Below are 25,134 nucleotides of genomic sequence, written 5' to 3' on the forward strand. Positions count from 1 at the left end.
CATGATTGCAGTGCTAAAGCCGGAAACACAAAAGTGTTAGCTGACAATACTTGATCAAGAAATTAACGATATTACTTGAGGCCTGTTCGCCTTTAGTCAAATTGCATATGTGCAGCGAGCAAGGTCAAAACTGGAACTTTGAAATAACACAGCAAAATATAAAATATGACGGTACGGCAATGATAAGTATTGTGAAGTTTTTATTACGCATGTTCGGTTTCGGATTGCTAGCAATTGCGATTGTTGTTGGCATTGCAGATGCAAGCCGTTCGATTGCAGAATCGCAGATTATGTTCAAGTCACTCGGGCAGCTTTGGTTCGAGATGTCACCTGAAACGCTTAATTTATCTCAAGCTGTGATTCAGCGGTATGTCCATCCAACTGTTTGGGATCCGATGCTTCAAACGGTTTTGACGTGGCCGGCATGTGCCGTCTTTGCTGGGATCGGGGTGCTATTCTTGCTCATCGGCGCCAGAAGGCAAAAGCGCCGTTTTCGCTATGCTTAGCGTGTATAGCGTAGTGAGCTTCAGTGAGCATTGGCGTCTGACCGTAGACAAGCTGCAAAATAGATCCACATAATCCGTCAATCGGTATTCGCCTGCTCTGGATCGCAGGTGCGTACGCCTGTCATCAAAACCTGGAGCGCGATCATGTCTTTCATGACAATGTTGAGCAAAAAGTTTTCACTTCCGACCTCTGCAGAGGCACTTCCAGGCCGCGCAGAAGCCATTGTGCCGGGTGTGGCGCATTTTGTGAATGGAAACTCGATGACGGGGCCGTACCCGGAAGGGTCGGAAACCGTTCTTTTCGGGATGGGATGTTTCTGGGGCGCTGAACGCCTGTTTTGGACGTTGCCCGGCGTCCATGTGACAGCTGTCGGCTATGCAGGCGGGATCACACCAAACCCAACCTACCATGAAACCTGCACCGGCCGGACAGGTCACACGGAGGCAGTCCTGGTCGTTTATGATCCCGCTCAGGTCACGCTTGGAGATCTCTTGAAGGTTTTCTGGGAAAATCACGACCCGACACAAGGCATGAGGCAGGGCAATGATACCGGCACCCAGTACCGCTCGGCGATTTACGTTCCGACAGACGCGGCGTTGAGTGAAGCCAATGCATCCATGGTCGCGTATCAGAAAGCGCTTCATGACAGCGGTATCAAGAATGCGATCACCACTGAAACCAAGAAGCTCGACGAGTTCTATTTCGCCGAAGATTACCATCAACAGTATCTTGCGAAAAATCCGGGCGGATATTGTGGGATCGGTGGAACCGGTGTCGCGTGTCCAGTTGGGCTCTCCTCGGCTGAATAGGAGCGGTCTTGGACGAACCGTATCCCGGTTCTAAAATGCGTTTTTTCAGACGGCCTGACGAATTCGTCAGGCCGTTTTCAATTGTGACAAAGCGCTTGGAAGCGGCGAAAATCCGGCATGTGTGTCCAAACATAAAGTTCCGAAATTTCAGAGTTTATTAAATTGCCGCAGGGATAATTACGCCAAAACGTGTTGGTGATTTGGCAAAAAGTTGAGCAATTCCACAAAGCGCTTCGTGGCCCTTTATTTCCTGGGAAGCTGTTTGATCGTGCTTCTCGGGACATTGGTGCCATCAGGGAACGGTCCGGTGATCGTATTTGCGAAGCCATGGGGGGCGTCCGCCCTTGAGGTTGTCGCGAAAGCGGAAGGACGGATCATGGCGGCGCCAACTGCAACCTGGTTTGCTTTGAGCCAAAGTGCAGACAGTGATTTTGTTCAGCGCCTCTATCAGTCGGGCGCCGGATTTGTTGCGTCCTCTGCCGTTGCCTATGCCTGTGCACGAATAACTGGCACACCCATGGAGACCCAGTAATGAACAACATGGTATCGGCCGCATCTGGCCTGGACGTCTTGCGGGAAAAGTTCTCCCGGATAGTGATTTTTTTCACATGGTTTAACGTCTTTCTGGTCATCGGGACTGCGTGGGTCGTGGGGAATGTCTCTTTCGTGACCATGTGCGGCGGCGCACTATTGCTGGGCGTTGCAGCAACAGCCACCTGGGTCCGGTTTGGCATTGGCGTGGAAACGCGTTTGGCAACTGCTATGTCACTCGCTGGATTGGCGGCCTTGTTCGTTGCAGCACTTCACACACCGAACGTCGAAGCCTCTTACCAACTTGACGGGCACATGTATTTCTTTGCCGTTCTGGCGGTGTTGACGGGGTGGGTCGACTGGCGCGCTCTAGTGGCATACGCGGGCGTGGTCGCTGTGCATCACCTGGGTTTGAACTTTGCAATGCCTTGGGCGGTGTTTCCGGCGGGGGCAGACTTTGGCCGGGTGGTCTTCCATGCGATCATCGTTGTTGCCGAGGTAGCTGCGCTTTGGTGGATCACAGATTTCATCGCAAAGGCATTCGCAGCATCGGATGAAGCTCGCGAAGAAGCCGAGGCCGCGCAAGCTGAAACACAGTCTCTGCAAACGCAGGACGAGGAACGCGCAGAAGTCGAGCGTGCCAAGCAAATGGCCATTACAGAACGCATCGGGCAGTTCCAGTCGGAGATTGCTACAAAGCTGAACGGCGTAACGGCGAAAGTCGAAGAGATGCGCGGCTCAGCACAGGAACTGGGCCAAATTGCCGAAGACACGACGGTTCGAGCCACTTCTGTCTCTGATGCCTCCGAAACGGCTTCGTCCAATGTCCAGACAGTTGCGTCAGCGGCCGAAGAGCTGAGCAGTTCTATCAGCGAGATTTCGCGTCAGGTTGAACAGACGACCGGCATCGTAATGAAGGCGACTGAAAACGCACAGACCAGCAACCAGAAAGTTGCCGGGCTTGCAGAAGCTGCGAACCGGATTGGCGAGGTTGTGACCCTCATTCAGGCAATCGCTGAGCAAACAAACTTGCTGGCGCTCAATGCCACGATCGAGGCCGCACGTGCCGGCGAGGCGGGCAAGGGCTTTGCTGTTGTTGCGGCTGAAGTCAAAGAACTGGCAACTCAGACGTCCAAAGCAACGGAAGAAATCGGCGCACAGATTTCCGCCATCCAGGAGGAAACCAAAGGTGCCGTTGAATCCATCGGGGCCATCGCGTCCACAATGGATGAGGTTAACAGCTATACGGCGGCCATCGCGGCCGCGGTTGAGCAGCAAGGTGGTGCTACACAAGAGATTTCGCGCAATGTTGCGGAAGCTGCAGACGGCACCGGCCGAGTGGCGACCAACATTGGCGATGTTCGGGAATCGGCAGAACGCACAGGCGCCTCGGCGCGCTTGATGGTCGATGCAACCCAGATGCTCAACGAAGAAGCTGATGATGTGAAGCGCGCGATTGATACCTTCTTGAAGGACGTTGCCGCGGCCTAAACCGCAACGGACAATTTTGGTCTGACTGCAGCGGCTTATATCCAGTTGCGAGTGAAACAATTAGATGGCCGGCAAAGAGTTTTGCCGGTCATTTTCGTATTTCCGGGACGAAAGACTTGACCACATGACGCATGAGTGCAATCTGCCGCCTCTTATGGACCGTTAGCCTTCGCTCAGTTCGGTCTAATTGACGGCATAAACCATCCTCTCGAACCTCGGCGTCAGCAGATGTCAACGCACACTATGAAAACCGGATCAGTCTTGCTGCTCGACGTTTTGAAGCGCCGGACGGCGACCCTGTTCGAAGCGCCGGTCGACGTGGTGACCTGCGCGCGTTTGGAAGAGGTCGACGACTGCCTAAGGCAGATGGAGCGTGCGCAACAGGACGGGTGCCATTGTGCTGGTTATCTGGCGTATGAACTCGGGTTTGCCTTTGAGGAAAAACTCAAAACGCGCTTTGAAGAAACCGGCGAACCGCTTCTATGGTTTGGCTTGTATGAAGAGCGCCAGGATCTCACTCTCGATGAGGCTTTTGACGTCCTGAACGCGGACACCGCGGACGCTCCGCGAGGCTTCAACAAGCCATCTTTCGATATGGCGATCGAAGACTACGAACGTGCGTTTGCACAGGTCCAGGATCACCTTTCAAAAGGCGATATCTATCAGGTCAATCTGACGCTCCGGGCCAAATTCGGCCATCAAGGCGCCCCGGCGCTGTTGTTCCAGGACCTTCTGAAACGCCAGCCGGTGGAGTTTGCAGCTTATTTGAAGTTGGAAGACCGGACCGTATTGTCGTTGTCACCGGAGCTCTTCTTGGAGCGCACCGGAACGACGCTGCGGACACGGCCCATGAAAGGCACGGAGCCACGCGGCAGGTTCGCATCTGAAGATGCCCGCATTGCACGAGACCTTGCCCAGGATCCCAAGCAGCGGTCAGAGAACATCATGATCGTTGATCTGATGCGCAATGATCTTTCCAGAATTGCAGAAACAGGATCCGTCAAGGTCACGAAACTATGCGATGTTGAGCGGTATCAGAGCGTTCAGCAGATGACGTCGACCATCGAGGCTCAGGTTCCAACAACAACCGGATTTGGGGACATCGTCCGGCATCTGTTTCCGTGTGGTTCGATCACAGGCGCGCCAAAACTAAGCGCCATGCAGATCGCTCATAACCTGGAAACGGCACCGCGCGGGGTTTACACCGGCTCGATCGGATTTCTCGCACCAACTGGTGATTTCTGCTTGAACGTGGCGATCCGCACACTGGTTCTGCGGCAAGATGGAACGGGAGAAGTTGGCACCGGATCCGGCGTTGTGTTTGACTCCAAGGCCCAGCACGAATACGACGAATGTGCTTTGAAATTGAAATTCATGACGGAAGATCTGCCCGAGTTCGATCTCATCGAGACCATGGCGTATGATCCAGACGTTGGGTACCTGCTGCTTGAGCGTCATATGCAGCGGCTGCAAAAGTCCTCAGAATACTTTGGGTTTCAGTTTGACCTGCAAACCGTTCTCGATCGTCTGGAGACCGCCGGCGAAATCTATCGCGGCCCGCAGCGTGTCCGGCTGTTGTTGAGCCGTTCAGGCGACATTTCCATCTCTACAACGGAGTTGCCGCCGGCGGACCGCGGATCTGTTTTTAATTTGGTGCTTGCAACAGAAACCACGCGGTCCAGTGATCGGTTCCTCTATCACAAGACAACCAACCGGTCCTTTTACGACGAGACCCGCACCCGGTATCAAGCCGAAACAGGGTGCCAGGAAGTTATTTTCTTGAATGAAAGCGGCTATCTCACGGAAGGGTCCTATACAACACTGTTCCTTAAGGTTGACGGCGAGCTGCTGACACCGGCGCTGGAACACGGCGTATTACCAGGAACGTTTCGTGCGGGGTTGCTAGAGGCCGGTTATGCGGTTGAGGCGGATCTGACGCCGGAAGATTTGGGAAGAGCCGAGGCGGTGTTTGTCGGAAACTCTGTCCGCGGTTTGGTCAGGGCTCGCATGATTGCAGCCGAGAAAGCTGAACCGTCATCGTCGGCACTTGAGGGCATTCCGGTGCAAGAGACACGGCGCTTGGGATAATTCTACTGTCAGCCTGATGCTGCTGATACATCCCACGGGACAATTTCCAGTTCGGGCCATAGCGCCTTCATTCGTGCCGCCTTTTCCGCGTAGGTTTCCGGATTGGGTTGGCTATAGTTTGGGACCAGCCGCATCGCGAAAATGTTTGCAAGTCCAAATGGCGCGTGAATGCAAATCTGGTCGTCCTTACCGAGTTGCGCAGCAACAGCATGGGTCCGCGCGGCGTAAGTCGTGAGCGAATCCATCGCACAATCGAGCGGCCTGTAGGGCCTTCCGAATCTCTGTTCATACCAGAGATGGACACGGGCCTGATTGCGGACTTCCACGAGCTCTCCAAAGTCCGGAAGTGCGGACTGCACCTGTTGGATCACCGCATCCTCACCTTCGTAAGAAAGGTCGCGTCCATCAAAATAAATGACGTCGTAGTCCTTTATCCCGTGATCTAAAGGACGGTCTGTGATGACGTTCCAGATGGTCTGGTAAAGGCCGCCCGATACAAGCCAGCCATCGCGAATCTGGAGGTCCCTGATGCATCGGAGAATATCCATAATACGCGGTATTTCCTGAAGAATATCGGCCAACGCTTCGACGCGCTCGAGCTCCGTTGTTTCGGCAATATCCGCAAGAAGACAAAAGTCTCTTGTGCACGTTTCGGAAGCGAGCATGCGATGTCCTTACGCGAGAAAGGCACCTACCGTTACGCGATTCTCGCCTGCCTGTCTTCACGCAAGCTTGTGCGCGCCAGCTACCAAACCTGCTTTCACGCAGCGGCAGAGCGGTTAAAATTGACGCGGTGTTTCAACTTGATCTGATTGGCCACGGCGCCAATGTTGTTTCATCTTGGTTTTGAGGAGGCGCCTATGGCACGGCAATTCAGAAGTACATCTAAGCGGTTTTGGTCCCGGGCCGTTCCCGCAGTAACAGCGTTGGTCGCAACAGCAATCCTGACCCTTCCGGCAGATGCACAGAGCCGGCGCGCGAATTCTACATCATTGACTTGCGCGCAAGCGCAATCTTTGATTGCTCAGCGCGGCGCTGTGCTGATGAACACCGGTCCGAACACATTTGACCGTTACGTCAATGATCGTGGGTCTTGTCAGGTCAACGAGTATGCGAAAACCGACTTCATTCCTACGAAGGACAAGAAGAAGTGCGCGGTGAAACGCTGCGAAAGCATTACACCTTTTTCGGTCCCGTAAGGCCGGAACCAAATGATTAGCGCTGCCGCTACCACAAACGTGCGGCAGCGCAATAAGTGTTAGCCGCGCAGCGTGCCGCCGGTGGCTTTCTCGACGTTGGCGATCACCTTCTTGGCAACCGCGTCGATTTCTTCATCCGTCAGCGTCTTTTTGCGGGGTTGGAGAACAACGTCGATCGCAACAGACTTTTGCCCTTCTGGAACACCGGCCCCTTCGTAGATATCGAAGAGTGTAATGTCTTCGATGAGGCTCTTGTCGGCCCCGCGGGCAGCCTTGAGGATCTTGTCGGCGGTGACCGCGCTATCTACGAGGAACGCAAAATCGCGGCGAACCGGCATCAAATCGGAAGCATTCAGGGACCCCTTGGAGCGGCCTGCCTTGGCTTTTGGCTGCGGCAAAGCATCAAGATGGATTTCGAAAGCAACTAGCGGCCCTTCGATGTCCATCTTCTGCAAAATGCGCGGATGGACTTCACCGAACACGGCAAGCGTGTTCTTTGGACCAAGCTTCAAACACCCGGAGCGACCAGGGTGAAATGTATCCGGAGCATCGGTGAATACCTGGAGCTTGTCGACTGGCGCGCCAATTGCTGCAAGCGCCGCTTCCGCGTCCGCTTTGGCATCAAAGACATCAACTGCGGCTGATGTGCCAGACCAATGGCGTCCGCTTCCAGACATCTTTGCGGTTCCACGGCGCACGCCAGCCGCCACGATCTTCTGTCCCTCTGGGGCATCGGATTCGAAGACCTGGCCGATTTCGAAGAGAGCGACATCACCATAGCCGCGATCGGCATTGCGCTGCGCTGCCATGAAAAGGCCAGGCAGCAGGCTCGGACGCATGTCTGACATCTCCGGTGAGATCGGATTGGCCAAAGCGAGCGTGTCATTGCCGCCACCGAACAGAACGGCATGGTCATTTGGAATGAAGGACCATGTAACGGATTCATTGAACCCGCGTGCGGCCAGTGCACGGCGCGCCTTGTTGCGGCGGATCTGGCTTGGTGTCAGCACGGTTTTGGCGACAGTGCCCAAGCGTGGCAAAGGCGTTGACGGGACACGATCCAATCCGACGATCCGGGTCACTTCTTCAACCAGATCGGCCTTGCCTTCAATATCCGGGCGCCAGCTGGGTGCGGCCACTTTGACAGTGTCTCCGGAACCGGAAATCCAGAAACCGAGCGCCTTCAAGGTGACGTTTGCCTCAGCCGGTGTGAGGTCGATGCCCGACAGCCGTTTGATCTCGGAATACGGGAAATCGATGATGTTTGTGCTGTCAGGAATGTCACCGGTGCGAATGGCTTCGGACGGCTCACCACCGCACAGGTCCAGCACCATGCGGGTCGCGTACTCGAGACCAGGCATCATGTAGTCCGGATCGACACCGCGCTCAAAGCGGTAGCGGGCATCCGTATTGACGCCCAGTTTCCGGCCGGTAGCCGCAATATCATCCTCGTCCCAAAGCGCAGATTCGATCAGTACGTTGACAGTTTCCTCAGTACAGCCGGAGGGCTCGCCGCCAAGGATGCCCCCAAGGCTTTCCACGCCATTGTCATCCGCGATTACGCAGACTGTGTCGTCGACTTCATAGGATTTTGCATTGAGGCCGTCGATCTTTTCGCCAGTTTTGCCCCGGCGCACAACCAGATTGCCGTGCACTTTGTCTGCATCGAAAACGTGAAGCGGGCGACCCTGGTCGAAGGTGATGTAGTTGGTGATGTCGACCAGGATGTTGATCGGCCGCAAGCCGATCGCCACCAGGCGGTCCTGAAGCCACTGTGGTGACGGGCCGTTTTTGACGCCCTTGACCATCCGCAGACCGAAAGCCTTGCACATTGGCTTGGTGTCGCCGAAGTCGAATGTCACGTCGACAGGGCAGGGGTAAGCGCCGCGGATCTGCTCGTGAGACCGTTCTTTCAGTTTTCCGAGCCCAGTTGCCGCCAGATCGCGCGCTATGCCATAAACGCCGGTACAATCCGGACGGTTCGGCGTCAGGCCGATCTCGATCACAGGTTCGTCCAGGCCTGCCCATTCGGCATAGTTCACACCAACAGGGGCATCGTCTGGCAAATCGATGATGCCGTCATGTTCGTCGGACAGCTCCAACTCGCGCTCCGAGCACATCATCCCGAAGCTTTCCACATCGCGGATCTTGCCGACGGATAGCGTAACATCCAGGCCGGGTACATAGTCGCCAGGTTTTCCAAGAACACCGACGAGGCCTGCACGGGCGTTGGGCGCACCGCAGACAACCTGAACCGGGTCGCCGTCCCCGGTATCGACCTTTAAGACGCGCAGACGGTCTGCGTTCGGATGTTGTTCGGCTTCCAGGACTTTCGCGATCTTGAAAGGCTTGAGGCGGTCGGCGCGGTTCGTAACCTCTTCCACCTCCAGGCCGATCATGTTCAAGCGGTCCAAGATGTCCTCAAGGCTGGCATCCGTGTCCAGATAGTCCTTGAGCCAGGACAGAGTGAATTTCATAACAAGTCTCTTTATCAATCATGCGGCGCAGGCCGCGTATTTTGTTCTAGAAGCGCTTACTGGCTAAAGCGGTCCACTTCCGGGATAACCGTTGCTTCGCCGTAGTTCTCCGCAAACCGGCGCCCGATTGCGGACAGGTCGCGTGTCCAGTCGGTTACCATTGCCGGTGTGATTTGCTGACCAGTTGCGATCGACTGTGCTGCTTCCGTTTCGATCCGGTCACGCAAGATGCCAAGCTCGACTTGAGCAGCGTATTCGGCCCGATACTTACCGAGCCAGCCCATGGCAACGATGATCACCATCACAAGCAAAGCGGCTGTGCTGGACAGGCTTGCCCACTTTGCAGTGCCGCCAATACGGCGTTCACTCGCAATCAGCACGATCGAGGCGATCGTCAGGAACGCCACGATATAGATCGCTTGCAGAAAGCTCTCGTACTTATCGGCAGAACTGGTTTCGTGAGAAGCCCGCAGACGTGTGATCCGGTCTCTGAGGTACAGTAGCGCGTCAGCTTCAGTTCCGAGCTTGTCGCGAAAATAGGTGTCACAGAAACGAAGTCGGCCACGTTCTTCGATCTTCTCGGCACAGGCCTCCAGGAACGACGTGGGTGCAGCAACGCGCGCGTCACGATCAGACGTCTGGCTTGCTGTCTGTGCGGCCGCCGGCAGAAGGCTTGCGACAATCAAAACAGTTGCGACACAAAGGCGGGTCAGGACTGACATGAAGAATGCCCCTTTAAAGATCCCAAGTTAGCTGGACAGCCCGCCGAACAGGGTCGGCAAGTCGAGCGGCCGGAAACCATAGTGCTGGATCCAGCGGACATCTGCATCAAAGAACGCGCGCAGATCGGGCATACCGTATTTCAGCATGGCGATCCGGTCGATGCCCATGCCCCAGGCAAAACCCTGGTAAACGTCTGGGTCCAGTCCGCAGTTGCGGATCACGTTCGGATGCACCATGCCACAGCCGAGAATTTCCAGCCAATCATCGCCCTGGCCGATTTTGACTTCCCCGCCGGACCGGTCGCACTGGATGTCGATTTCCATGGACGGTTCGGTGAACGGGAAGAAACTCGGACGCAAGCGCATTTTGATGTCGTCGACTTCAAAGAACGCCTTGCAGAATTCTTCCAGAATCCACTTCAGGTGACCGAGGTGGCTTTCCTTGTCGATGACGAGGCCTTCGACCTGGTGGAACATCGGCGTATGGGTCTGGTCGCTGTCACAGCGGTAGGTCCGGCCGGGAATGATCACACGGATCGGCGGTTCCTCGGTACGCATGGTGCGGATCTGAACAGGCGACGTATGGGTTCTCAAAAGCAAACGCTCACCGTCTTCCTTTTCATTGAAGAAGAAGGTGTCGTGCATTTCCCTTGCAGGGTGGCCTTCCGGAAAATTGAGAGCGGTGAAGTTGAGTTCATCCGTCTCAATGTCCGGACCTTCCGCAATCGAAAAGCCCATATCGGCGAAAATTGCGGTCAGTTCGTCGATGACCTGGCTGACCGGGTGAATGCGTCCGGTGTCGGTCGGGGACGGCCGCATCGGCAATGTGACATCGACTGTCTCGCTTGCCAGCCGGGCTTCCAGCGCGGCTTCCGCAAGGACGTCTTTGCGGGCCGCGACGGCATCAGTGATTTTCGCCTTGAGGCCATTCAGCGCCGGTCCCATCACCTGGCGTTCTTCCGGCGTCATCTTACCGAGCGTCTTCATTTGCTCGGAGATGCTGCCTTTCTTGCCAAGCGCGGCGACCCGCACTTCTTCCAGTGCGGATTCGGAGCCGGCGTTTTCAATGGCTGTGAGGAGTTCGGATTCAAGAGTATCGAGATTGGACATGCGTGCTCAGGTCGGTTCGCGCGCGGTGCGCGGTGTCTTCGAAACAGAAAGTCGGGGTCTTTTAGCGAATAATGGCGCACAATGCCACGGCTTCAAACGCATTATTGCGGGAGCCCCAAGGATGACGTTCGCGCTGGAGAAATCTGGCGCGTCAGCGCATAAATCGCCCGCAAGCGGGACCCTGGCACTCGGCAAACTGCCGCCTCCCCGATGCGTCAGCAACCGGAGCGCATATATGGCAAGCAGATGCGTCTGTGTGGACCAGATAAATCATGCAGTCAGCATAAGCAGATGCTTGATCAAAACAAGAAGAAACATCAGCGGGGGATCAGTCGGGGACCTGGCGTTGCGCCGGGGCCACATCGCTTCCCTTGGGACGGCCAATCGATCGCTGCAGTTCGCTCGTGAGCCAGGAGCCGAATGCATCCTTTGCTCGTGTCCGAGGCACATTCTTGCCGCTGATCAGCCAATAGCCGAGACCCGTGGCTGGCCGTTCAGGAAATGGTGCGATCACCTGCCCGGAACTGACGGCGTAAACGGCCAGTGTTTCCCATGCGAGGAAAACCCCTTGGCCCGCGATTGCAGCGTCCATGCATAAAGAGCCGTCGGAAAAACTGGGGCCATCCTGCAGTATGCTTTCGTCAAGGTCAAAGAGGTCCAACCAGGTCTTCCAGGTAAACATCTGGCCGGGGTCGCGAATAATGGGCAGCTTGCCAATGTCTTCAGGGCGCTTGATCTGTTCCGCCAGCGCAGGGCTGCAGACCGGGAAGACCCGTTGATTGAGTAGTTTTTCCGCATTCACGTCCGGGTAGGGGCCGTTGCCCACGCGGATGCAAAGATCGACATCACTTGTGTTCGGGTCCACGAGATCGACGGTTGCTTCCACGCGGACCCGAATGCCCGGGTGCATTTTGTTGAAATGTTTCAGATGCCAGACGAGCCACTTACCGGCGAAAACCGGCGCGACAGATATCGTCAATGAATCCTCGCGGCCGCGCTGGGTAATCGCAACGGCCGTTGAGAGGGAGGACATGCCGGACGTCAGATGGGGTTGCATTGCCTGAAGATGCGGGGTCGGGACGAGCAGTCTGTTCTTCCGTTCAAACAGCTGAACGCCCAGCTGGGCTTCTGTTTTCTGGATCTGCTGGCTGACCGCTCCGACGGTCACGCCCAGCAGGTTTGCTGCCGCTTTAACAGAGCCCAGGCGCCCGACTGCTTCCACAGCGCGCAGGCCTGACAAATGCACCTGATTGAGTGTTTTCATATTAGAAAATCTAAACTGAAAATCAGAATAAGTCGATTTTTATATGGAAAATATGCGCCTATATATAGCCATGCTAAATTCAAAAATTAAGGAATTTGGCCATGAGAAAAACAACAAGAAGGAAAATAATGATCATGTTGAATTTGTTTAAACGTCGTCATTTGACTGCTCAATCTGGAAACAGCCTTGACCGCCGCGACCCGCTGGCGCACCCGGCAATCCAGCGCATGAGTCCGCGTGAACTGGCAGATCTGCCGTTTAACCGGCGCTAAGCCAACCGGCCGGTTTTCGAACCGGCCTCAAGACTTCTGATCGGCCATGGCCGGTCGGTAACACCCAGAAAAAATAGAAAACGGCGCCGCGGTAGATACCCGGCGCCGTTTCTGTTTTATTCTATAGAATTGGAATTGGATCCGCTCACTCATCCATCTTAAGAGCTTGAATGAACGCTTCTTGCGGGATTTCCACCTTGCCGAACTGGCGCATCTTTTTCTTACCCGCCTTCTGCTTTTCCAGAAGCTTCCGCTTACGCGTCGCATCGCCACCGTAACATTTGGCGGTCACGTCCTTGCGCAGCGCAGACAGGGTTTCACGGGCAATCACCTTGCCGCCGATGGCCGCCTGGATTGGGATCTTGAACATGTGCCGTGGGATCAGCTCTTTTAGCTTCTCCACCATCGCCCGGCCGCGGCGCTCAGCTTGCGAGCGGTGAACCAGAACGGACAAGGCATCGACGGGTTCTTCATTGACGAGGATCGACATCTTGACGAGATCGCCCGCGCGATAGTCGGAGATCTGGTAGTCGAAGGACGCGTAGCCCTTCGAGATCGACTTCAGCCGGTCATAAAAGTCAAAGACCACTTCGTTGAGCGGCAGATCGTAAGCAACCAGTGCACGGCTGCCCACATAGGAAAGATCCACCTGGATGCCGCGCCGTTCCTGGCACAGTTTCAAAATTCCGCCGAGATATTCGTCCGGCGTCATGATGGACGCGCGGATCCACGGTTCGCGGATTTCAGAGATCTTTACTACTTCGGGCATGTCGGCCGGGTTGTGCAGATCAATGTCGGTGCCATCCGTCATGGTCATTTCGTAGACCACTGATGGCGCTGTCGCGATCAGATCGAGATTAAACTCACGGGACAGACGTTCCTGAATGATCTCAAGGTGCAAGAGGCCGAGGAAACCGCACCGGAAGCCGAAGCCGAGCGCTGCCGATGTTTCCATTTCATAGGAGAAGCTGGCGTCATTGAGACGAAGCTTGCCCATCGCCGCCCGCAGGTCTTCAAAGTCGTTGGCATCCACAGGGAAGAGGCCGCAGAAAACCACCGGCTGGGCTGGTTTGAAGCCGGGAAGTGCCTCGGTGCAAGGTTTCTTCTCGAGGGTGATGGTGTCGCCGACGCGTGTGTCGGCCACTTCCTTGATGGACCCGGTGATAACACCGATCTCCCCCGCTTTCAGTTCGTCAACTTGCATGAATTTCGGTGTCATGACACCGACCCGGTCGACGTCATAGGCAGCACCAGTGCCCATCATCTTTATCTTCTGGCCCCTTTTGAGCGAGCCATTGATCACGCGCACCAGAACCATCACGCCGAGATAGGTGTCATACCAGCTGTCAACCAGCATCGCCTTCAGCGTGTCGTCCGGGTCACCTTTCGGGGCAGGCAGTTTTTCGACGATCGCTTCTAGCACCGTTTCGACACCGAGCCCGGTCTTGGCCGAAATCATGCATGCTTCAGACGCGTCGATACCGATCACATCCTCGATTTGCTCCTGGATCCGTTCCGGCTCTGCCGCTGGCAGGTCGACCTTGTTCAGGACCGGAACGATTTCGTGGTCGTTGTCAATTGCCTGATAAACGTTTGCAAGGGTCTGCGCTTCCACGCCCTGGGAAGCATCGACCACAAGCAGGGAGCCTTCACAGGCCGCCAGCGAGCGAGATACTTCGTAGGCAAAGTCCACATGACCCGGAGTGTCAATCAGGTTCAGGATATACTGCTGACCGTCTTTGGCATCGTAGATCAGCCGCACGGTCTGCGCCTTGATTGTGATGCCGCGCTCACGCTCGATGTCCATCGAATCGAGGAGCTGCTCGGTCATTTCCCGATCGGTCACGGTGCCTGTCATCTGGATCAGCCGGTCAGCAAGGGTCGATTTGCCGTGATCGATGTGGGCAACGATTGAGAAATTGCGGATGTTGGAAAGCGTCTTCGTCGTCATGGCGCCCATTTACCACCGCAATCCCGTTTCTACCAGAGGATTGCGGCGCGTTGCTGCGGAAAAGCGAAGGAATAATTATGCTGCATTCTGTTTTCAGGCTCGGCACTTCGTTCAAGGTGCGCGTATTGGCCGCGGATGTCTGACATTATTGCGTAATTTCGGCTCGACCATTACGATCAGGCACGAAACATGTGGCCGTCGGTATTCTGCCGCGCGCCTTTACAAAAAAGATGATCGTTTTATGCCGCTCAGAGATGCCGAGCCGGGCGATATACCGGCGATTCTTGCGCTTTATAATCAGGCCGTCCGGGAAACAACGGCGGCTTGGACGTCACAAGAAGAAACGCTGGATGAGCGCATTACCTGGTTCGAAACGCGTCAGAACGCAGGCTGGCCGGTCATCGTCGCGACCAGCCCGGAAGACAAAGTGATTGGCTTTGCCAGCTATGGAGCGTTTCGCCCGCGGGAGGGGTATCGCAAGACCCTCGAACACACAGTCTATGTTGATCCTAAGTTCCAAGGGCAGGGGATCGGGGCAAAGCTTTTGCAAAAGCTCATCGAAAAGGCGCAGACACAAAAGGTGCATGTGCTTGTTGGGGTGGTCGATGGAGACAACGCCGCATCAATTGCTCTTCACAAGACGCTTGGATTTGAAGTCGCCGGTAGGTTGCCGGAGGCTGGAACAAAGTTTGGTCGCTGGCTCGATCTGGTTTTCTTGACGAAAATCGTCACGCCCGGCTTGGACAGTCCTGACGTTTGAAAGGGAGCATTCTGCCCTTATCAGTTCGCGGTCAGAACACTTTGACAGGCCGTTGGTAACGCTGCCAGGGCCATTGGGCGTTTCTTGACGATTTTCGGTTTTTCACCGGCTTTGGGCGGGTTCTTTGGAACCCAAGGCTCATCGGAGAGCCAGTAGGTCAGGTGTTCACCGCATCCATCGCCCGGTGGCGGCGGGTTTTGGTTTTTGCAGCCGCCGCTTCCTGACGGGCAGGAGAGCCGCACATGGAAGTGGTAATGATGTCCCCACCATGGGCGCACCTTGCGAAGCCAGGCCCGGTCACGGCTGGTTTCAAACTCGCACAGTGCCTTTTTGATGGTCGGGTTCACGAAGATCCGGGCAACACGTTGGTCTGATGCAGCGCGCCGGATCAGCCGTGCATGTATATCGGTCCATTTCTTCGGATCGACACTGCGGTCCGCCCCTTTCACATCAAGGCGGCCTTTCAGCATGGAGATTGCCGAAATCTGTTCCCGCTCTTCGGGTGTCAGCCGCCGTTGCGGCATTTCGGTCAGCCAGATATCGGCATCCAGACCAATCTGGTGGCTGGCATGTCCCGACACCATGGGCCCACCGCGCGGCTGTGCAAGGTCACCCACGAGAAGTCCGTTCCAGCCTAGGCCCGGTGCGTCCTTGGCAAGGTCTTTCAGAAAATCGATTAACTCTGGATGGCCCCAGTTGCGATTGCGCGACAAGCGCATTGCTTGCCAGGTCGGTCCATCGGTCGGCAGCATGGCCCCGCCGGCAAGACATCCCTTTGCATAAGAGCCAATGGCGCGGGCTTTCAGCGGGGCTGGACCGTCCACATAACCAAAATAGTCCTTGGCGGGCTGACTGCCTCGCAATACGAGTTTGGGCTTGGACGGTTGATACCCCTCCGGTACTGCCCGCTTTTCAGCCGGGATTGGAATTCCGGCGACCTTCTGGACCGCTGAAGCCGCCGGTGGATTAACCGTGCCGGGTTTTGCAGACGGAACGGGTTCTGCCGCAACACCTATCAAAGGCAAAAACGGCAGTGCGCCAAAAGCAAAGACGATTGCCTTAAGCTTGGTTTTCTTCCGGCTTGCGAAGTTGCGATGCGTCACGGCGGACCTCATGCTCTGTGGCCGAAACCAAGTGCACAAAGATGCTGGCTCCTGAGGTTTCGGGCGCCCTTTTATGCAGCATGCCCCAAAACGGCATCGCTGGCATCTTTTTCGCGCTTTTCCACGTGATCCTTCAACAGATCTGCAAGGTTATCCAGAAGCACGGTGTTGTCTCGGATCATGCGATCGGCCGCACCGTTCAAGGTCAAAATGTTGCCTGGGCGCGCGTTGTCGAAGTCTTCAGCGCTCGCCTCAAGCTCCCCTTCGATCCGGTGATAGGTGACATTGGGCAGCTCATTGAACAAGTGGGTCGCCTGGTAAGATGCCGTCTGGGTTTGGCCATCTGAGAAGATGGAAAGGATAGGCACACCCTTTGATGGCTGCATCCAACCAAGGGCTCCCCAACCAACGGCCTCCTGATAGGAGAAGGTTCGTTCCTGGGCCCGTCCCGTCCCGAGTGAAATGATGACCAGTTCTTCAGTATCCCAACCCAGTTTGCTCGCTTCCAGATAGGCCGCAATGGTCGGGTCGTTCATGAAGACGCCCCCGTCCACCATGGGTTCTTCGCGCTTGCGGGTCAGGTTTTCGATTTTTGCCGGTTCGAAATAGGATGGGGCTGCGGTTGTCGCCCGTACGGCCTGCCAGAAATAATAATCGTCGGGCCGGCTGCTGTTTTGCTCCAGTCCATTGGTCATGAACACGGCTTTGCGTTGCTCAATGTCGTAGGCGGTGAGAACCAGCTTGCACAGGCCGCTTGCCATGGACGTCCACCCGAATTGCTCCTTCAGGATCTTTTCGAGAGGACGGGCATCATATGTTTCATCGAACAGACCAAGCGGATTGGTGAATGCACGGGCAAGGCGTGCGCTTAGCGAATATGAAAAAACCTCACGCGCATCGCGCTCATAAAATGTCCGAAGTTCTGAGATCGTTGCTGCGGCTTCCCCCTTGTTGCCGCCAGGCCTCGGGGCGGAAAGTCCGGCTGCAATCAAACCGCCGGTTGAGGTGCCGGCCATGAGATCGAAGAGCTCGTGCATCGGTTGCGTGACGCCACGGTGCACGAGGCGGCTCTCCAGAGACTCCAGAATGCGCAACGGGATCAGACCCCGGACACCACCACCATCTATGGAGAGTATGAAGCGCTTCTTCTGGGTCATGAAAAATCCCCTTGTTCAATTGATGGGTTTCCAGTCGATCTGCCGTCACGTCGTCTGAATGCCTTGTTATACCAAAATCAATTATTTGACGGGAATTACGTCACAGCAATGGCAGTTGGTGAGATTCAGCCGCAAAATGCCGACATAACTTGATTTTGGTAAATCACCGCGCGGCATGTGGCGCTTTTTTGCCGCGAGGGCAGGTGGCTTGTTTCCACTCAGCCTTTGTCCAGACCGAAATTTCAGATTAGGATCGCGGCGATTTTCATACCAAACAGGACATTCCATGAATATCGATCTGCTTCGACGTCTTTGTGAAACACCAGGTGTGCCGGGTCATGAGCATCGGGTTCGGGACTTGATCAAATCCGAAATCGAAGGGCTCTTTGATGAGGTGACAACGGACCCCATGGGCTCGCTGCTCTGCCGCCGGAACTCTCGCAAGAAGCCGAAGAAAGGGGATCCGAAGAAGGTCATGTTGCTGTGTCACATGGACGAGATCGGTTTTTTGGTTTCGCATGTGACCGACAAGGGGTTTGTGCATGTTCAGCCGGTTGGTGGTTTTGACGCGCGCAACCTGTTCTCCCGCCGCGTGCTCGTCTCGACGGACGATGGCGACTACAAGGGCGTCATGAACCCGGGCGGCAAGCCGATCCACATTTCTTCTCCCGAGGAACGCAAGAAGGTTCCGGAGCCCAAGGACTTTGTCGTGGACTTGGGTCTTGGAGAGAGCACCAAGGATCTCATCAAGGTCGGTGATATGGTCACCATGGATGAGCCTTTGATCGAAATCGGCGAAAAGATCGTGTCAAAGGCACTGGACAACCGGATTGCTTGCTGGCTCGGGATCGAGGCCATAGAGGCGCTGGGCAAGTCCAAGCACGAATGTGAAATCCATGTCGCCTTCACCTGCCAGGAAGAGGTGGGTCTGCGGGGCGCACGCACCGCATCGTTTGCTATCAAACCGGACATCGGACTGGGCATCGACGTAACACTGGCCTGCGATACGCCGGGAGTTCCGGAACAGGATCGCACCACGGTGCAGGGCGAGGGGTTCGGCCTCCATGTCAAGGATTCCAGCTTCATTGCCGATCGGGACCTGGTGAAAGAGATTGAAGCGCTGGCTGAGAAGGAAGAGATTTCGTATCAGCGTACAATGCTGGCAGCAGGTGGTCAGGACGGTGCGGCTGCTCAGCAGGCGGCGGCAGGTGCAAAAGCTGTCGGCATCGTGGTCGGCACTCGCTACATCCACACGGTTACCGAGATGATCCACAAGTCCGACCTTCAGGCAGCCCTCGACATTCTTGCCGCGTATCTGAAAAAAGCTTGATGATGTTTCAGCTCAGGGCGCGTTGGTGCCCTGGGCGCTTTGCTCGGTGTCTTTGGTATTAAGCGGTCAGACCGGCGAGATTGGAAATCTGTGACCCTGTACCAGCGTAGAGCTCGCTGACTGCGGCGCTCTGGTAGCTGAAGGATCCGTTGTCAAAATCGCCTTCAATCGTGGAAGCGTTTGCAGAGCGCACCGAGAGCCCGGTCTCGGAATTGAATGATACCCGTTCGAACGAGACAAACTGAGCAGAGAGGGTTTCACCGTCGATCTCGGCTTCAATCGTTGTTGTCGAGATTGTCGCGCTTTCATAGGCGAGGGAAGCACTGGAGACACTGCCATCTTCGCCGAGTGCCGATTTCAACTGACCAGCCGTTTTCTGATAATCTTCAATGGTCGCCAGTGCGCCGTCTTTATCGTCTTCGTCGCCCTCTTTGCCGTCTTCAACGGCTTCACGAAGGGCTGCAATCACAACCGCGTCTTCTTCTGCCTTTTGTGAGGCAGCCTCCAATAGGCTGACGGCGGTGTCCTTGGGCGGTTGACCTGGCTTTCCGTCTTCAGCCTCCGGCTTTGCAGATGGGTTTCCGGAGTCTTGAAACGACGCGGACAACAGGCTGGTGCTTTGTGTTGTGGTTTCAATAGAGATTTGCATGACGCGCTCCGGATAGTCCCCAGTTAACAAGGAGACACTTCATTAGGAGACTGGACCAAAACCGTTAAGAAGCCATTAACCAATTGCCGGGGCTCATGTGACGGTTAGAGGAATGCCTTTTCAAGAAATTGGCGCCCTAATATGAGCCCGCGCTCGTCAATGCCATGTCCCAAATCATTCAGGCAATGCGCTTGGACTGTTACACCAGCCTGCACTAGTGCGGTTCGTGCGACTTCCAGATGATAGGCAGGAACGACGTCATCATCTGCGCCATGCACGATTAGGGTTGGAGGAGGTGCTGGGAGGATCGGGAGCGTCGCAGTTTCCGGCAAAAGACCTGAATAGGCCATAAGGCAGGCGGGCGGCGTTTTTCGGCGCAGGCCCGCTTGAAACGTCATCATGGCTCCCTGACTGAACCCAACCAATGCAAGAGCTGCATCGTTGAGCCCCACAGAGTTTAATTCTGCATCGAGGAACCGGTCGAGCACTGGTTGAGCCGCCTCCGCACCGATTTCGTACTCCCGCGGTGTCCGCTCTTCCAGGGCAAACCACTGCCGCCCTCCAAAGGCTTCAAATGGCAAGGGCTCAGGAGCATTGGGCGCAACGAAAGCTGCGTCGGGAAGAGCCTGTTGCCAAGCCCGGCCGAGATCTATCAGGTCGGTGCCGTCAGCGCCATAACCATGGAGGATGACGACCAGTTGTTCTGCAGCGCCTCCGGAGAGCGGTGCAAGACGAGGCCCGTCAAGCGACGGGTTGAACGCAGACGAGGTCATTCTTTCACCGGCGTTTGCGAAGGGGCCGTTTGCGTGTTTGCTAAGGCGATCCGTTGATTTTTGAGGAACGGGAGTGCGATTAAGCCAGATAATGAGATCAGCACTGCGGCAATCACAAACGGGATGCCTGGGAAGTAAAGGTCTGTCCCGTCCCTCGTAAAAAAGGAAAAGCTCTGTGTCATGACAAAGGGGCTGATTATCATGGCAAGCCCGGCTGCACTCGCGATCAGACCCTGCAGTTCGCCTTGCGCGTTGTCGGGAACCCGGTTGGACATCAAGCCGGTAAAGGCAGGTGTCGCAAGCGCGCCCATAACAGCAAATCCAATAAACGCATAAGCGACCCAGCCGCTTTCAGCGACGGAAAGAGCAATAAACGCAATCAGGTTGCATGTGAGGCCAATCATGAGAATGGCGCCGATCCCGATCCGGCGGTCCAGAACGCGGATCAGATATCCTTGCACGATTGCGTAACCGAACCCGACTACGGCAAGGGACAAGCCGATATCTGCTGGGGTCCAGGCAAAGACTTCTGCAGTGAAATAGCTCCAGACAGCCGGATAAACGTAGTGGGCAATGTCAAACAGAAGTAGCGCCAACAGGAGCACACGCACCTCCTTGTTGGAAGAGATGTGTTTTAAGGCGCCGAATGGATTGGCGCGCTTCCAATTGAAGGCGCGACGGTTTTCCAGTTTCAGTGTTTCTGGCAGCACAAAATAGCCAAAGAGGAAGTTGACGAAGGATAATGCAGCACCGGCGTAGAACGGGGCTCGGGATCCATACTCCCCGAGCAGTCCTCCAATGACCGGTCCCAGCACAAAGCCGACGCCAAAAGCCGCACCAAGAAGGCCGAAATTCTTCGCTCGGTCTTCCTTCTCCGAGATATCTGCAATGTAAGCCGCTCCCGCAGAGTAGGTGGCACCGGCAATCCCGGAGATGATTCGAGCAATGAACAGCACCGCAAGGTTCCAGGACAGAGCAATCAGGAGATAATCTGCCGCCACCGTCAACGTAGAGATAAGCAAAACGGGCCGGCGTCCGAACCTGTCTGACAGACTGCCAAGCGTTGGACCGAATAAAAACTGCATCAAGGCAAAGACGACACTCAGCCATCCACCCCACAACGCAGCTTCACCGACAGGCAGGCTGGTGAGTTCGGTCAATAAGCTCGGCATCACCGGCATCATGAGACCGATGCCCATCGCATTGATGGTCAAGGTAATGAAGATGAAGATAAGCGCGTTGGATCGCTTCGGGCGGCCGGGCAAAGAATTGTTCCTTCAATACGACTTGAAGGAAACGCGCAAAACCAGTTTCAGGCAAGAGTGTTTCTGGGGATTGGCCAACAAAAAAGGGCGGTGAAACCGCCCTTCCATACCACAAGTGCCGATTGGCCTTACAGGACTTTGAGGTCTTCGGCGACCATCTGGCCACGGCGCCACTCAAGATCGAATGCCACGAGTTGGCCTTCCTTCAGCGAGTCGATGCCGGACCGGCGCAAAGCCGTGATGTCAACGAGGATGTCGTCCCCGTCTTCGGGTTCGATCGTGCCGACACCGCGGCCCTTATCAAACCATTTTACGTTTCCATGTAGCATGGAGTCTTCTTTCCAATTTCTTGCATCAAAGCATCAGCGCGCTTGTCTAGCGCAGCATTTCAAAGCTTTGATGACAGTTCTTTATTGTAATACTAAAATACAAGTCTGCAGCGGGAGGCTTGTCTGGCGCTTGTTCCAATTAGGAAGAAAATACAAGCGGCCGAAAACCAAAAACTACAGCCGGTCTGAGCAGTCTTCGTATGAACTCAGACCACTTAGACTGACTTAATATGGTTGCTCAATCGTTAAATACAAGATTGGGCGGTTGAACTTAGAGTTCTGCGTTGATGACGTAGTTGAGGATTTTGACGATCTGGTCCGGGGTTTCCGCGACAGCAAGAGCTGCAGCATCAACTTCCTTCAGTGGATGGGTCAAGGACGGATCGTGAAGTATGATCAATGACTTACCAAGGGCTGAAGCGTAGCCGGCATCGAAGGCTGCATTCCATTGCTTGTACTTGTCGCCGAACCGGACAACGACGATATCGGCTTTTTCGATCAGTGTCCGGGTGCGGATGGCATTCACCTTCGCGCCTTTGTGATCGTACCAGAACTTCTTGTCTTCGCCGCCGAGAATCGCTGCGCCGCAATCGTCGCTGGCCTCGTGGTTGGTGACCGGTGCAGAAAAACTGACCGGCAAACCGGCGGCCTCCGTTGCGCTAACGATCTGTTCGCGCCAGTCGGTGTGAATCTCACCGGAGAGATAAACGCGCCATTCACTCATGTTCTTGCCTTTCTGGGTCGAGGGATGCGGGCAGTGTGCCGCATCCGTTGGCCAGAAACTGGAAAACCGGTTGGCAGGTGTCAACCATAGTTCTGGACAAGAGTGTTTAAGGCAATCCGATAATCCGGGTAGCGGAAGGTATAGCCGAGTTCGTCTTTGACGCGTTGGTTCGAAACCCGTTTGTTCTCACCATAAAATGACCGGGCCATTGGTGTGAGGTCCGCTGTTTCGAAGGCTACTTCCGGCGGTGGTGTCACACCCAAAAGTTCAGCAGCGTATGTCACAACATCTTGCGGCGGCGCAGGCTGGTCATCCGTGACATTGAAAACGCGTGTCTTTGGCGACTGCATGGCAATTGAAACCGCGCCTGCAATGTCCGCAACATGGATACGGTTGAACACCTGACCGGGCTTGATCAAGCGCCGGGCACGGCCCTTTTTGAAGTTCTCGAACGTGTTGCGGCCTGGTCCGTATATTCCGGACAACCTAAAAATCTGAACAGGTACTGAGTTCTGCTCAGCGAAAGAAAGCCAGGCTTCTTCAGCGGCGACGCGTTGGACCGAGCGTTTGGAGACCGGTTTGCAAACGGTGGTTTCATCCACCCAAGCCCCGTCGTGGTTTCCATAAACGCCGACAGTCGACAGGTAGCCGACCCATTTCGGAGAGGCTGCGGCAATATCCGCGCCGTGTCGGTTGAGAACCGGGTCGCCGGCCTCATTCGGGGCGATGGACACAAGCACGTGGGTTGCGGTTGAAAGCGCGTCCGCAATCCCGTCGCCAGGAGTTTCGCCATCGAAGATAAACGGTTCTATACCGTTTTCGCGGAGAGCGCGGGCCTTTTCCGCAGACCGTGTCGTGCCACCGATCCAATCAAAGCGATCCCGCACTTCTTCGATAATCGCTTTTGAAGAATACCCGACACCAAAAACAAACAGGCGCATCACGACAGCTCCAAATGACTGCGGCGGATTTCATAAAGCGAGATGCCGGTGGCAACAGCAAGGTTCAGACTGTCGGCTTCCCCCACTTGCGGGATCCGGATCAAGGTCCGGCAGGCCTCGGCCATATCGTCCCCCAGCCCCTTCTGCTCGTTTCCCATGACGAGCAGGGCCGGTTGTTTGTAGTCCGGCGTGCGGTAGTCGACCGACCCTTTCAAATGCGTCGCAGCTACGGTTCCCGGCCAGTCTTTTGCAAGCGCCTTGAACTCGTCCTTTGTCATCTTTGCAAGGGGCACATGGAACAGCGACCCCATCGTGGCGCGGACGGCTTCGACGGCAAACGGATCCGTGCAATCGCCAACCAACATCACGCCACTGCCGCCGACTGCATCCACCGTCCGGATGATTGTACCGAGATTTCCAGGATCCCTTACCCGATCCAGCGCGACCCAGACTGTGGTGCCTTGCGGATCAATGTCCCGGGCGCTGATGATGTTTTGCTCGTAAACACCCACAACCATCTGGGGATTGTCCTTGCGGGTCATGGCGCTCATGACTGCGGTCGAGACTTCAAGGATGAGTGCGCCGCGTGCCTTGGCCGTCGCCGCGGTTTTTTGGGCAACCGGGTTGTCGCGCGCCTCTGGGCCAAGGGCGAGGTAGCGGATACCCCAGCCGGCAGCCATGGCATCAGTCGCCAATTTGAGTCCCTCGGCGACAAACAGGCCGGACTGGGTGCGGTGCTTGCGCTGGGCTACAAGCCCTTTGATTTCCTTAACGATCGGATTCGAATGGCTCGTGATCTGTTTGACCGCGCCGATTTTTTGAGGTTTGCCGGTCTGCGGCATGCGGGAGCTCCAAGGGCTCTTCTTGAGCCAGCTGAATTCTAAAGACAGTTTGGATTGGATTAGTCCCCGCGACCGACCGGGTCAAGAAGCGACCTACGGCACCGATGGAAGCAGACGTTCTGTCGCGATCAGAATAGAGTCTTCAATGTCGACCGGAAACTCCGTCACATCCAGTTTGCCGTCGATCGCCAAGAACGATAGCCCGTGGACTTGTGTCCACAATGGGAAGGATGTGCGGAGTACCGTCTCGTTTATACCCGGCTCGCCCAGATAGTTTGCGACCTCTCGGAGCAGGACACCGTAGGATCCGCGGCCAACCTGCTTAAGCTCATCAATTCGGTCATGATGAGACATTGTGCTGAACATGAGCCGGAACGTGTGCGGCTCGCGTCTTGCGAACGCAACATAGGCGCGCCCCATCGCGGCAATCGACTGAACAGTGCCGCGCGCCTGCTTGGAGGCTCGGGCTTCCATATCGATTCCAAGGCGACTAAGGCCGTCTTTTGCGATCTCGCTCAAAAGATCTTGTTTGGATGAAAAATGCCGGTAAGGCGCCGCCGTGCTCACACCGGCAAGACGGCAGGCATCCGACATGGAAAACCCATCCGGGCCATGTTCTTCAATAAGTTGGCGTGCTGCAGCGATCAATTCACCGCGCAAATCACCATGGTGGTAGCCCGCTTTTTTATGAATTTCTGTTTTGGCCATGTAAGGCGTTTCCGAATTTTTTCTTGTTGTGTCTCTTGCCGAAGTTAGTTCCGCTAACATATGTTAGCAACGGTAACATAGTTAGTGCTGCTTACATTGGGAAGACGATGCTCCCCGAAATCGCACCGGCAG

General features: G+C 55.6%; 25 protein-coding genes. 9 read left to right on the forward strand and 16 right to left on the reverse strand.

All coding sequences use genetic code 11. From position 1 onward, the window contains the following. The first annotated feature begins 50 nt into the window (after positions 1–50). The 5 genes from ACVDG4_RS18515 to pabB all read left to right on the forward strand — a co-directional run bounded on the left by ACVDG4_RS18515 (position 51) and on the right by pabB (position 5,426). On the forward strand, positions 51–506 hold the full coding sequence (locus tag ACVDG4_RS18515; protein WP_447236188.1) for a hypothetical protein: 456 nt from the start codon (positions 51–53) through the stop codon (positions 504–506). 144 nt (positions 507–650) lie between these two features. Continuing rightward, a complete protein-coding gene (gene msrA / locus ACVDG4_RS18520; protein WP_447236189.1) occupies positions 651–1,316 on the forward strand; it encodes a peptide-methionine (S)-S-oxide reductase MsrA in 666 nt (221 codons plus the stop codon). A 211-nt stretch (positions 1,317–1,527) separates the two neighbouring features. Then, a complete protein-coding gene (locus ACVDG4_RS18525) occupies positions 1,528–1,848 on the forward strand; it encodes a hypothetical protein (RefSeq protein WP_447236190.1) in 321 nt (106 codons plus the stop codon). Continuing rightward, entirely contained in the window at positions 1,848–3,338 is a 1,491-nt protein-coding gene (locus ACVDG4_RS18530; protein ID WP_306148190.1) for a methyl-accepting chemotaxis protein, read from the forward strand. The genes ACVDG4_RS18525 and ACVDG4_RS18530 overlap by 1 nt, the downstream gene beginning before the upstream one ends. 228 nt (positions 3,339–3,566) lie before the next feature. After that, the gene (gene pabB, locus ACVDG4_RS18535) at positions 3,567–5,426 is read left to right on the forward strand and encodes an aminodeoxychorismate synthase component I (protein WP_447236191.1); all 1,860 of its coding nucleotides are present in this window, start codon (positions 3,567–3,569) and stop codon (positions 5,424–5,426) included. A gap of 8 nt (positions 5,427–5,434) precedes the next feature. Here pabB and ACVDG4_RS18540 read toward each other — a convergent pair whose 3' ends face one another. After that, the gene (locus tag ACVDG4_RS18540; protein ID WP_447236192.1) at positions 5,435–6,091 is read right to left on the reverse strand and encodes a nucleotidyltransferase family protein; all 657 of its coding nucleotides are present in this window, start codon (positions 6,089–6,091) and stop codon (positions 5,435–5,437) included. A gap of 195 nt (positions 6,092–6,286) precedes the next feature. Between ACVDG4_RS18540 and ACVDG4_RS18545 the strand changes: the two genes are divergently transcribed. After that, a complete protein-coding gene (locus ACVDG4_RS18545; protein ID WP_209172340.1) occupies positions 6,287–6,625 on the forward strand; it encodes a hypothetical protein in 339 nt (112 codons plus the stop codon). Positions 6,626–6,684: 59 nt separating this feature from the next. Here ACVDG4_RS18545 and pheT read toward each other — a convergent pair whose 3' ends face one another. The 4 genes from pheT to ACVDG4_RS18565 form a co-directional block, all read right to left on the reverse strand. After that, positions 6,685–9,102 carry a phenylalanine--tRNA ligase subunit beta gene (gene pheT, locus ACVDG4_RS18550; protein WP_447236193.1) on the reverse strand — a complete coding sequence of 806 codons (2,418 nt, stop codon included), beginning with the start codon at positions 9,100–9,102 and terminating at the stop codon, positions 6,685–6,687. Positions 9,103–9,158: 56 nt separating this feature from the next. After that, the gene (locus ACVDG4_RS18555) at positions 9,159–9,824 is read right to left on the reverse strand and encodes a phenylalanyl-tRNA synthetase subunit alpha (protein WP_306148194.1); all 666 of its coding nucleotides are present in this window, start codon (positions 9,822–9,824) and stop codon (positions 9,159–9,161) included. A gap of 27 nt (positions 9,825–9,851) precedes the next feature. Continuing rightward, the gene (gene pheS, locus ACVDG4_RS18560) at positions 9,852–10,934 is read right to left on the reverse strand and encodes a phenylalanine--tRNA ligase subunit alpha (protein WP_306148195.1); all 1,083 of its coding nucleotides are present in this window, start codon (positions 10,932–10,934) and stop codon (positions 9,852–9,854) included. 328 nt (positions 10,935–11,262) lie between these two features. Further along, entirely contained in the window at positions 11,263–12,198 is a 936-nt protein-coding gene (locus tag ACVDG4_RS18565; protein ID WP_306148196.1) for a LysR substrate-binding domain-containing protein, read from the reverse strand. 101 nt (positions 12,199–12,299) lie between these two features. On the opposite strand from ACVDG4_RS18565, the gene ACVDG4_RS18570 reads away from it, so the two are divergent. Next, positions 12,300–12,470, forward strand: coding sequence for a hypothetical protein (locus ACVDG4_RS18570; protein WP_409685964.1), 171 nt, complete (start codon positions 12,300–12,302; stop codon positions 12,468–12,470). A 145-nt stretch (positions 12,471–12,615) separates the two neighbouring features. On the opposite strand, the gene lepA is transcribed toward ACVDG4_RS18570, so the two are convergent. Beyond that, positions 12,616–14,421, reverse strand: coding sequence for a translation elongation factor 4 (lepA, locus tag ACVDG4_RS18575; protein ID WP_422019543.1), 1,806 nt, complete (start codon positions 14,419–14,421; stop codon positions 12,616–12,618). A 241-nt stretch (positions 14,422–14,662) separates the two neighbouring features. On the opposite strand from lepA, the gene ACVDG4_RS18580 reads away from it, so the two are divergent. Beyond that, positions 14,663–15,181, forward strand: coding sequence for a GNAT family N-acetyltransferase (locus ACVDG4_RS18580; protein WP_447236194.1), 519 nt, complete (start codon positions 14,663–14,665; stop codon positions 15,179–15,181). Between the two features lie 20 nt (positions 15,182–15,201). Here ACVDG4_RS18580 and mepA read toward each other — a convergent pair whose 3' ends face one another. Both mepA and ACVDG4_RS18590 read right to left on the reverse strand, forming a co-directional pair. Then, positions 15,202–16,206, reverse strand: a complete 1,005-nt coding sequence (gene mepA, locus ACVDG4_RS18585) for a penicillin-insensitive murein endopeptidase (RefSeq protein ID WP_447236333.1) — start codon at positions 16,204–16,206, stop codon at positions 15,202–15,204. Positions 16,207–16,355: 149 nt separating this feature from the next. Continuing rightward, the gene (locus ACVDG4_RS18590) at positions 16,356–17,441 is read right to left on the reverse strand and encodes a patatin-like phospholipase family protein (protein ID WP_447236195.1); all 1,086 of its coding nucleotides are present in this window, start codon (positions 17,439–17,441) and stop codon (positions 16,356–16,358) included. Positions 17,442–17,727: 286 nt separating this feature from the next. On the opposite strand from ACVDG4_RS18590, the gene ACVDG4_RS18595 reads away from it, so the two are divergent. After that, complete coding sequence (locus ACVDG4_RS18595) at positions 17,728–18,771, forward strand: M42 family metallopeptidase (RefSeq protein ID WP_447236196.1); 1,044 nt, start codon at positions 17,728–17,730, stop codon at positions 18,769–18,771. Positions 18,772–18,829: 58 nt separating this feature from the next. Here the strand turns inward: ACVDG4_RS18595 and ACVDG4_RS18600 are convergent, their stop codons facing one another. The 8 genes from ACVDG4_RS18600 to ACVDG4_RS18635 all read right to left on the reverse strand — a co-directional run bounded on the left by ACVDG4_RS18600 (position 18,830) and on the right by ACVDG4_RS18635 (position 25,002). Then, positions 18,830–19,420: a hypothetical protein gene (locus tag ACVDG4_RS18600; protein ID WP_447236197.1), complete on the reverse strand. Its 591-nt coding sequence runs from the start codon at positions 19,418–19,420 to the stop codon at positions 18,830–18,832. Between the two features lie 104 nt (positions 19,421–19,524). After that, complete coding sequence (locus tag ACVDG4_RS18605) at positions 19,525–20,193, reverse strand: alpha/beta hydrolase (RefSeq protein WP_447236198.1); 669 nt, start codon at positions 20,191–20,193, stop codon at positions 19,525–19,527. Then, positions 20,190–21,458, reverse strand: a complete 1,269-nt coding sequence (locus ACVDG4_RS18610; RefSeq protein ID WP_447236199.1) for a TCR/Tet family MFS transporter — start codon at positions 21,456–21,458, stop codon at positions 20,190–20,192. Before ACVDG4_RS18610 ends, ACVDG4_RS18605 begins: the two co-directional genes overlap by 4 nt. A 128-nt stretch (positions 21,459–21,586) precedes the next feature. Then, complete coding sequence (locus ACVDG4_RS18615) at positions 21,587–21,787, reverse strand: cold-shock protein (RefSeq protein WP_008195161.1); 201 nt, start codon at positions 21,785–21,787, stop codon at positions 21,587–21,589. A gap of 271 nt (positions 21,788–22,058) precedes the next feature. Then, positions 22,059–22,511 (reverse strand): YtoQ family protein, encoded by a 453-nt coding sequence (locus tag ACVDG4_RS18620; RefSeq protein ID WP_133948876.1) that lies wholly within the window; start codon positions 22,509–22,511, stop codon positions 22,059–22,061. Positions 22,512–22,591: 80 nt separating this feature from the next. After that, positions 22,592–23,452 (reverse strand): SDR family oxidoreductase, encoded by an 861-nt coding sequence (locus ACVDG4_RS18625; protein ID WP_447236200.1) that lies wholly within the window; start codon positions 23,450–23,452, stop codon positions 22,592–22,594. Further along, positions 23,452–24,294: a TrmH family RNA methyltransferase gene (locus ACVDG4_RS18630; protein WP_447236201.1), complete on the reverse strand. Its 843-nt coding sequence runs from the start codon at positions 24,292–24,294 to the stop codon at positions 23,452–23,454. Before ACVDG4_RS18630 ends, ACVDG4_RS18625 begins: the two co-directional genes overlap by 1 nt. Before the next feature lie 93 nt (positions 24,295–24,387). After that, positions 24,388–25,002 carry a TetR/AcrR family transcriptional regulator gene (locus tag ACVDG4_RS18635; protein WP_447236202.1) on the reverse strand — a complete coding sequence of 205 codons (615 nt, stop codon included), beginning with the start codon at positions 25,000–25,002 and terminating at the stop codon, positions 24,388–24,390. Between the last annotated feature and the right edge of the window lie 132 nt (positions 25,003–25,134).

The sequence above is a fragment of the Roseibium sp. MB-4 genome, assembly GCF_053005265.1.

Bases quoted from the DNA above. Each gene is read 5' to 3' on its own strand.
- ACVDG4_RS18530 (WP_306148190.1), top strand. From the start codon at position 1,848: ATGAACAACATGGTATCGGCCGCATCTGGCCTGGACGTCTTGCGGGAA.
- ACVDG4_RS18540 (WP_447236192.1), bottom strand. From the start codon at position 6,091: ATGCTCGCTTCCGAAACGTGCACAAGAGACTTTTGTCTTCTTGCGGAT.
- ACVDG4_RS18580 (WP_447236194.1), top strand. From the start codon at position 14,663: ATGCCGCTCAGAGATGCCGAGCCGGGCGATATACCGGCGATTCTTGCG.
- pabB (WP_447236191.1), top strand. From the start codon at position 3,567: ATGTCAACGCACACTATGAAAACCGGATCAGTCTTGCTGCTCGACGTT.
- pheT (WP_447236193.1), bottom strand. From the start codon at position 9,102: ATGAAATTCACTCTGTCCTGGCTCAAGGACTATCTGGACACGGATGCC.
- ACVDG4_RS18605 (WP_447236198.1), bottom strand. From the start codon at position 20,193: ATGACCTCGTCTGCGTTCAACCCGTCGCTTGACGGGCCTCGTCTTGCA.
- ACVDG4_RS18555 (WP_306148194.1), bottom strand. From the start codon at position 9,824: ATGTCAGTCCTGACCCGCCTTTGTGTCGCAACTGTTTTGATTGTCGCA.
- ACVDG4_RS18590 (WP_447236195.1), bottom strand. From the start codon at position 17,441: ATGACCCAGAAGAAGCGCTTCATACTCTCCATAGATGGTGGTGGTGTC.
- ACVDG4_RS18620 (WP_133948876.1), bottom strand. From the start codon at position 22,511: ATGAGTGAATGGCGCGTTTATCTCTCCGGTGAGATTCACACCGACTGG.
- ACVDG4_RS18630 (WP_447236201.1), bottom strand. From the start codon at position 24,294: ATGCCGCAGACCGGCAAACCTCAAAAAATCGGCGCGGTCAAACAGATC.
- ACVDG4_RS18595 (WP_447236196.1), top strand. From the start codon at position 17,728: ATGAATATCGATCTGCTTCGACGTCTTTGTGAAACACCAGGTGTGCCG.
- ACVDG4_RS18545 (WP_209172340.1), top strand. From the start codon at position 6,287: ATGGCACGGCAATTCAGAAGTACATCTAAGCGGTTTTGGTCCCGGGCC.
- ACVDG4_RS18565 (WP_306148196.1), bottom strand. From the start codon at position 12,198: ATGAAAACACTCAATCAGGTGCATTTGTCAGGCCTGCGCGCTGTGGAA.
- lepA (WP_422019543.1), bottom strand. From the start codon at position 14,421: ATGACGACGAAGACGCTTTCCAACATCCGCAATTTCTCAATCGTTGCC.
- ACVDG4_RS18570 (WP_409685964.1), top strand. From the start codon at position 12,300: ATGAGAAAAACAACAAGAAGGAAAATAATGATCATGTTGAATTTGTTT.
- ACVDG4_RS18615 (WP_008195161.1), bottom strand. From the start codon at position 21,787: ATGCTACATGGAAACGTAAAATGGTTTGATAAGGGCCGCGGTGTCGGC.
- pheS (WP_306148195.1), bottom strand. From the start codon at position 10,934: ATGTCCAATCTCGATACTCTTGAATCCGAACTCCTCACAGCCATTGAA.
- ACVDG4_RS18635 (WP_447236202.1), bottom strand. From the start codon at position 25,002: ATGGCCAAAACAGAAATTCATAAAAAAGCGGGCTACCACCATGGTGAT.
- ACVDG4_RS18600 (WP_447236197.1), bottom strand. From the start codon at position 19,420: ATGCAAATCTCTATTGAAACCACAACACAAAGCACCAGCCTGTTGTCC.
- ACVDG4_RS18625 (WP_447236200.1), bottom strand. From the start codon at position 23,452: ATGCGCCTGTTTGTTTTTGGTGTCGGGTATTCTTCAAAAGCGATTATC.
- msrA (WP_447236189.1), top strand. From the start codon at position 651: ATGTCTTTCATGACAATGTTGAGCAAAAAGTTTTCACTTCCGACCTCT.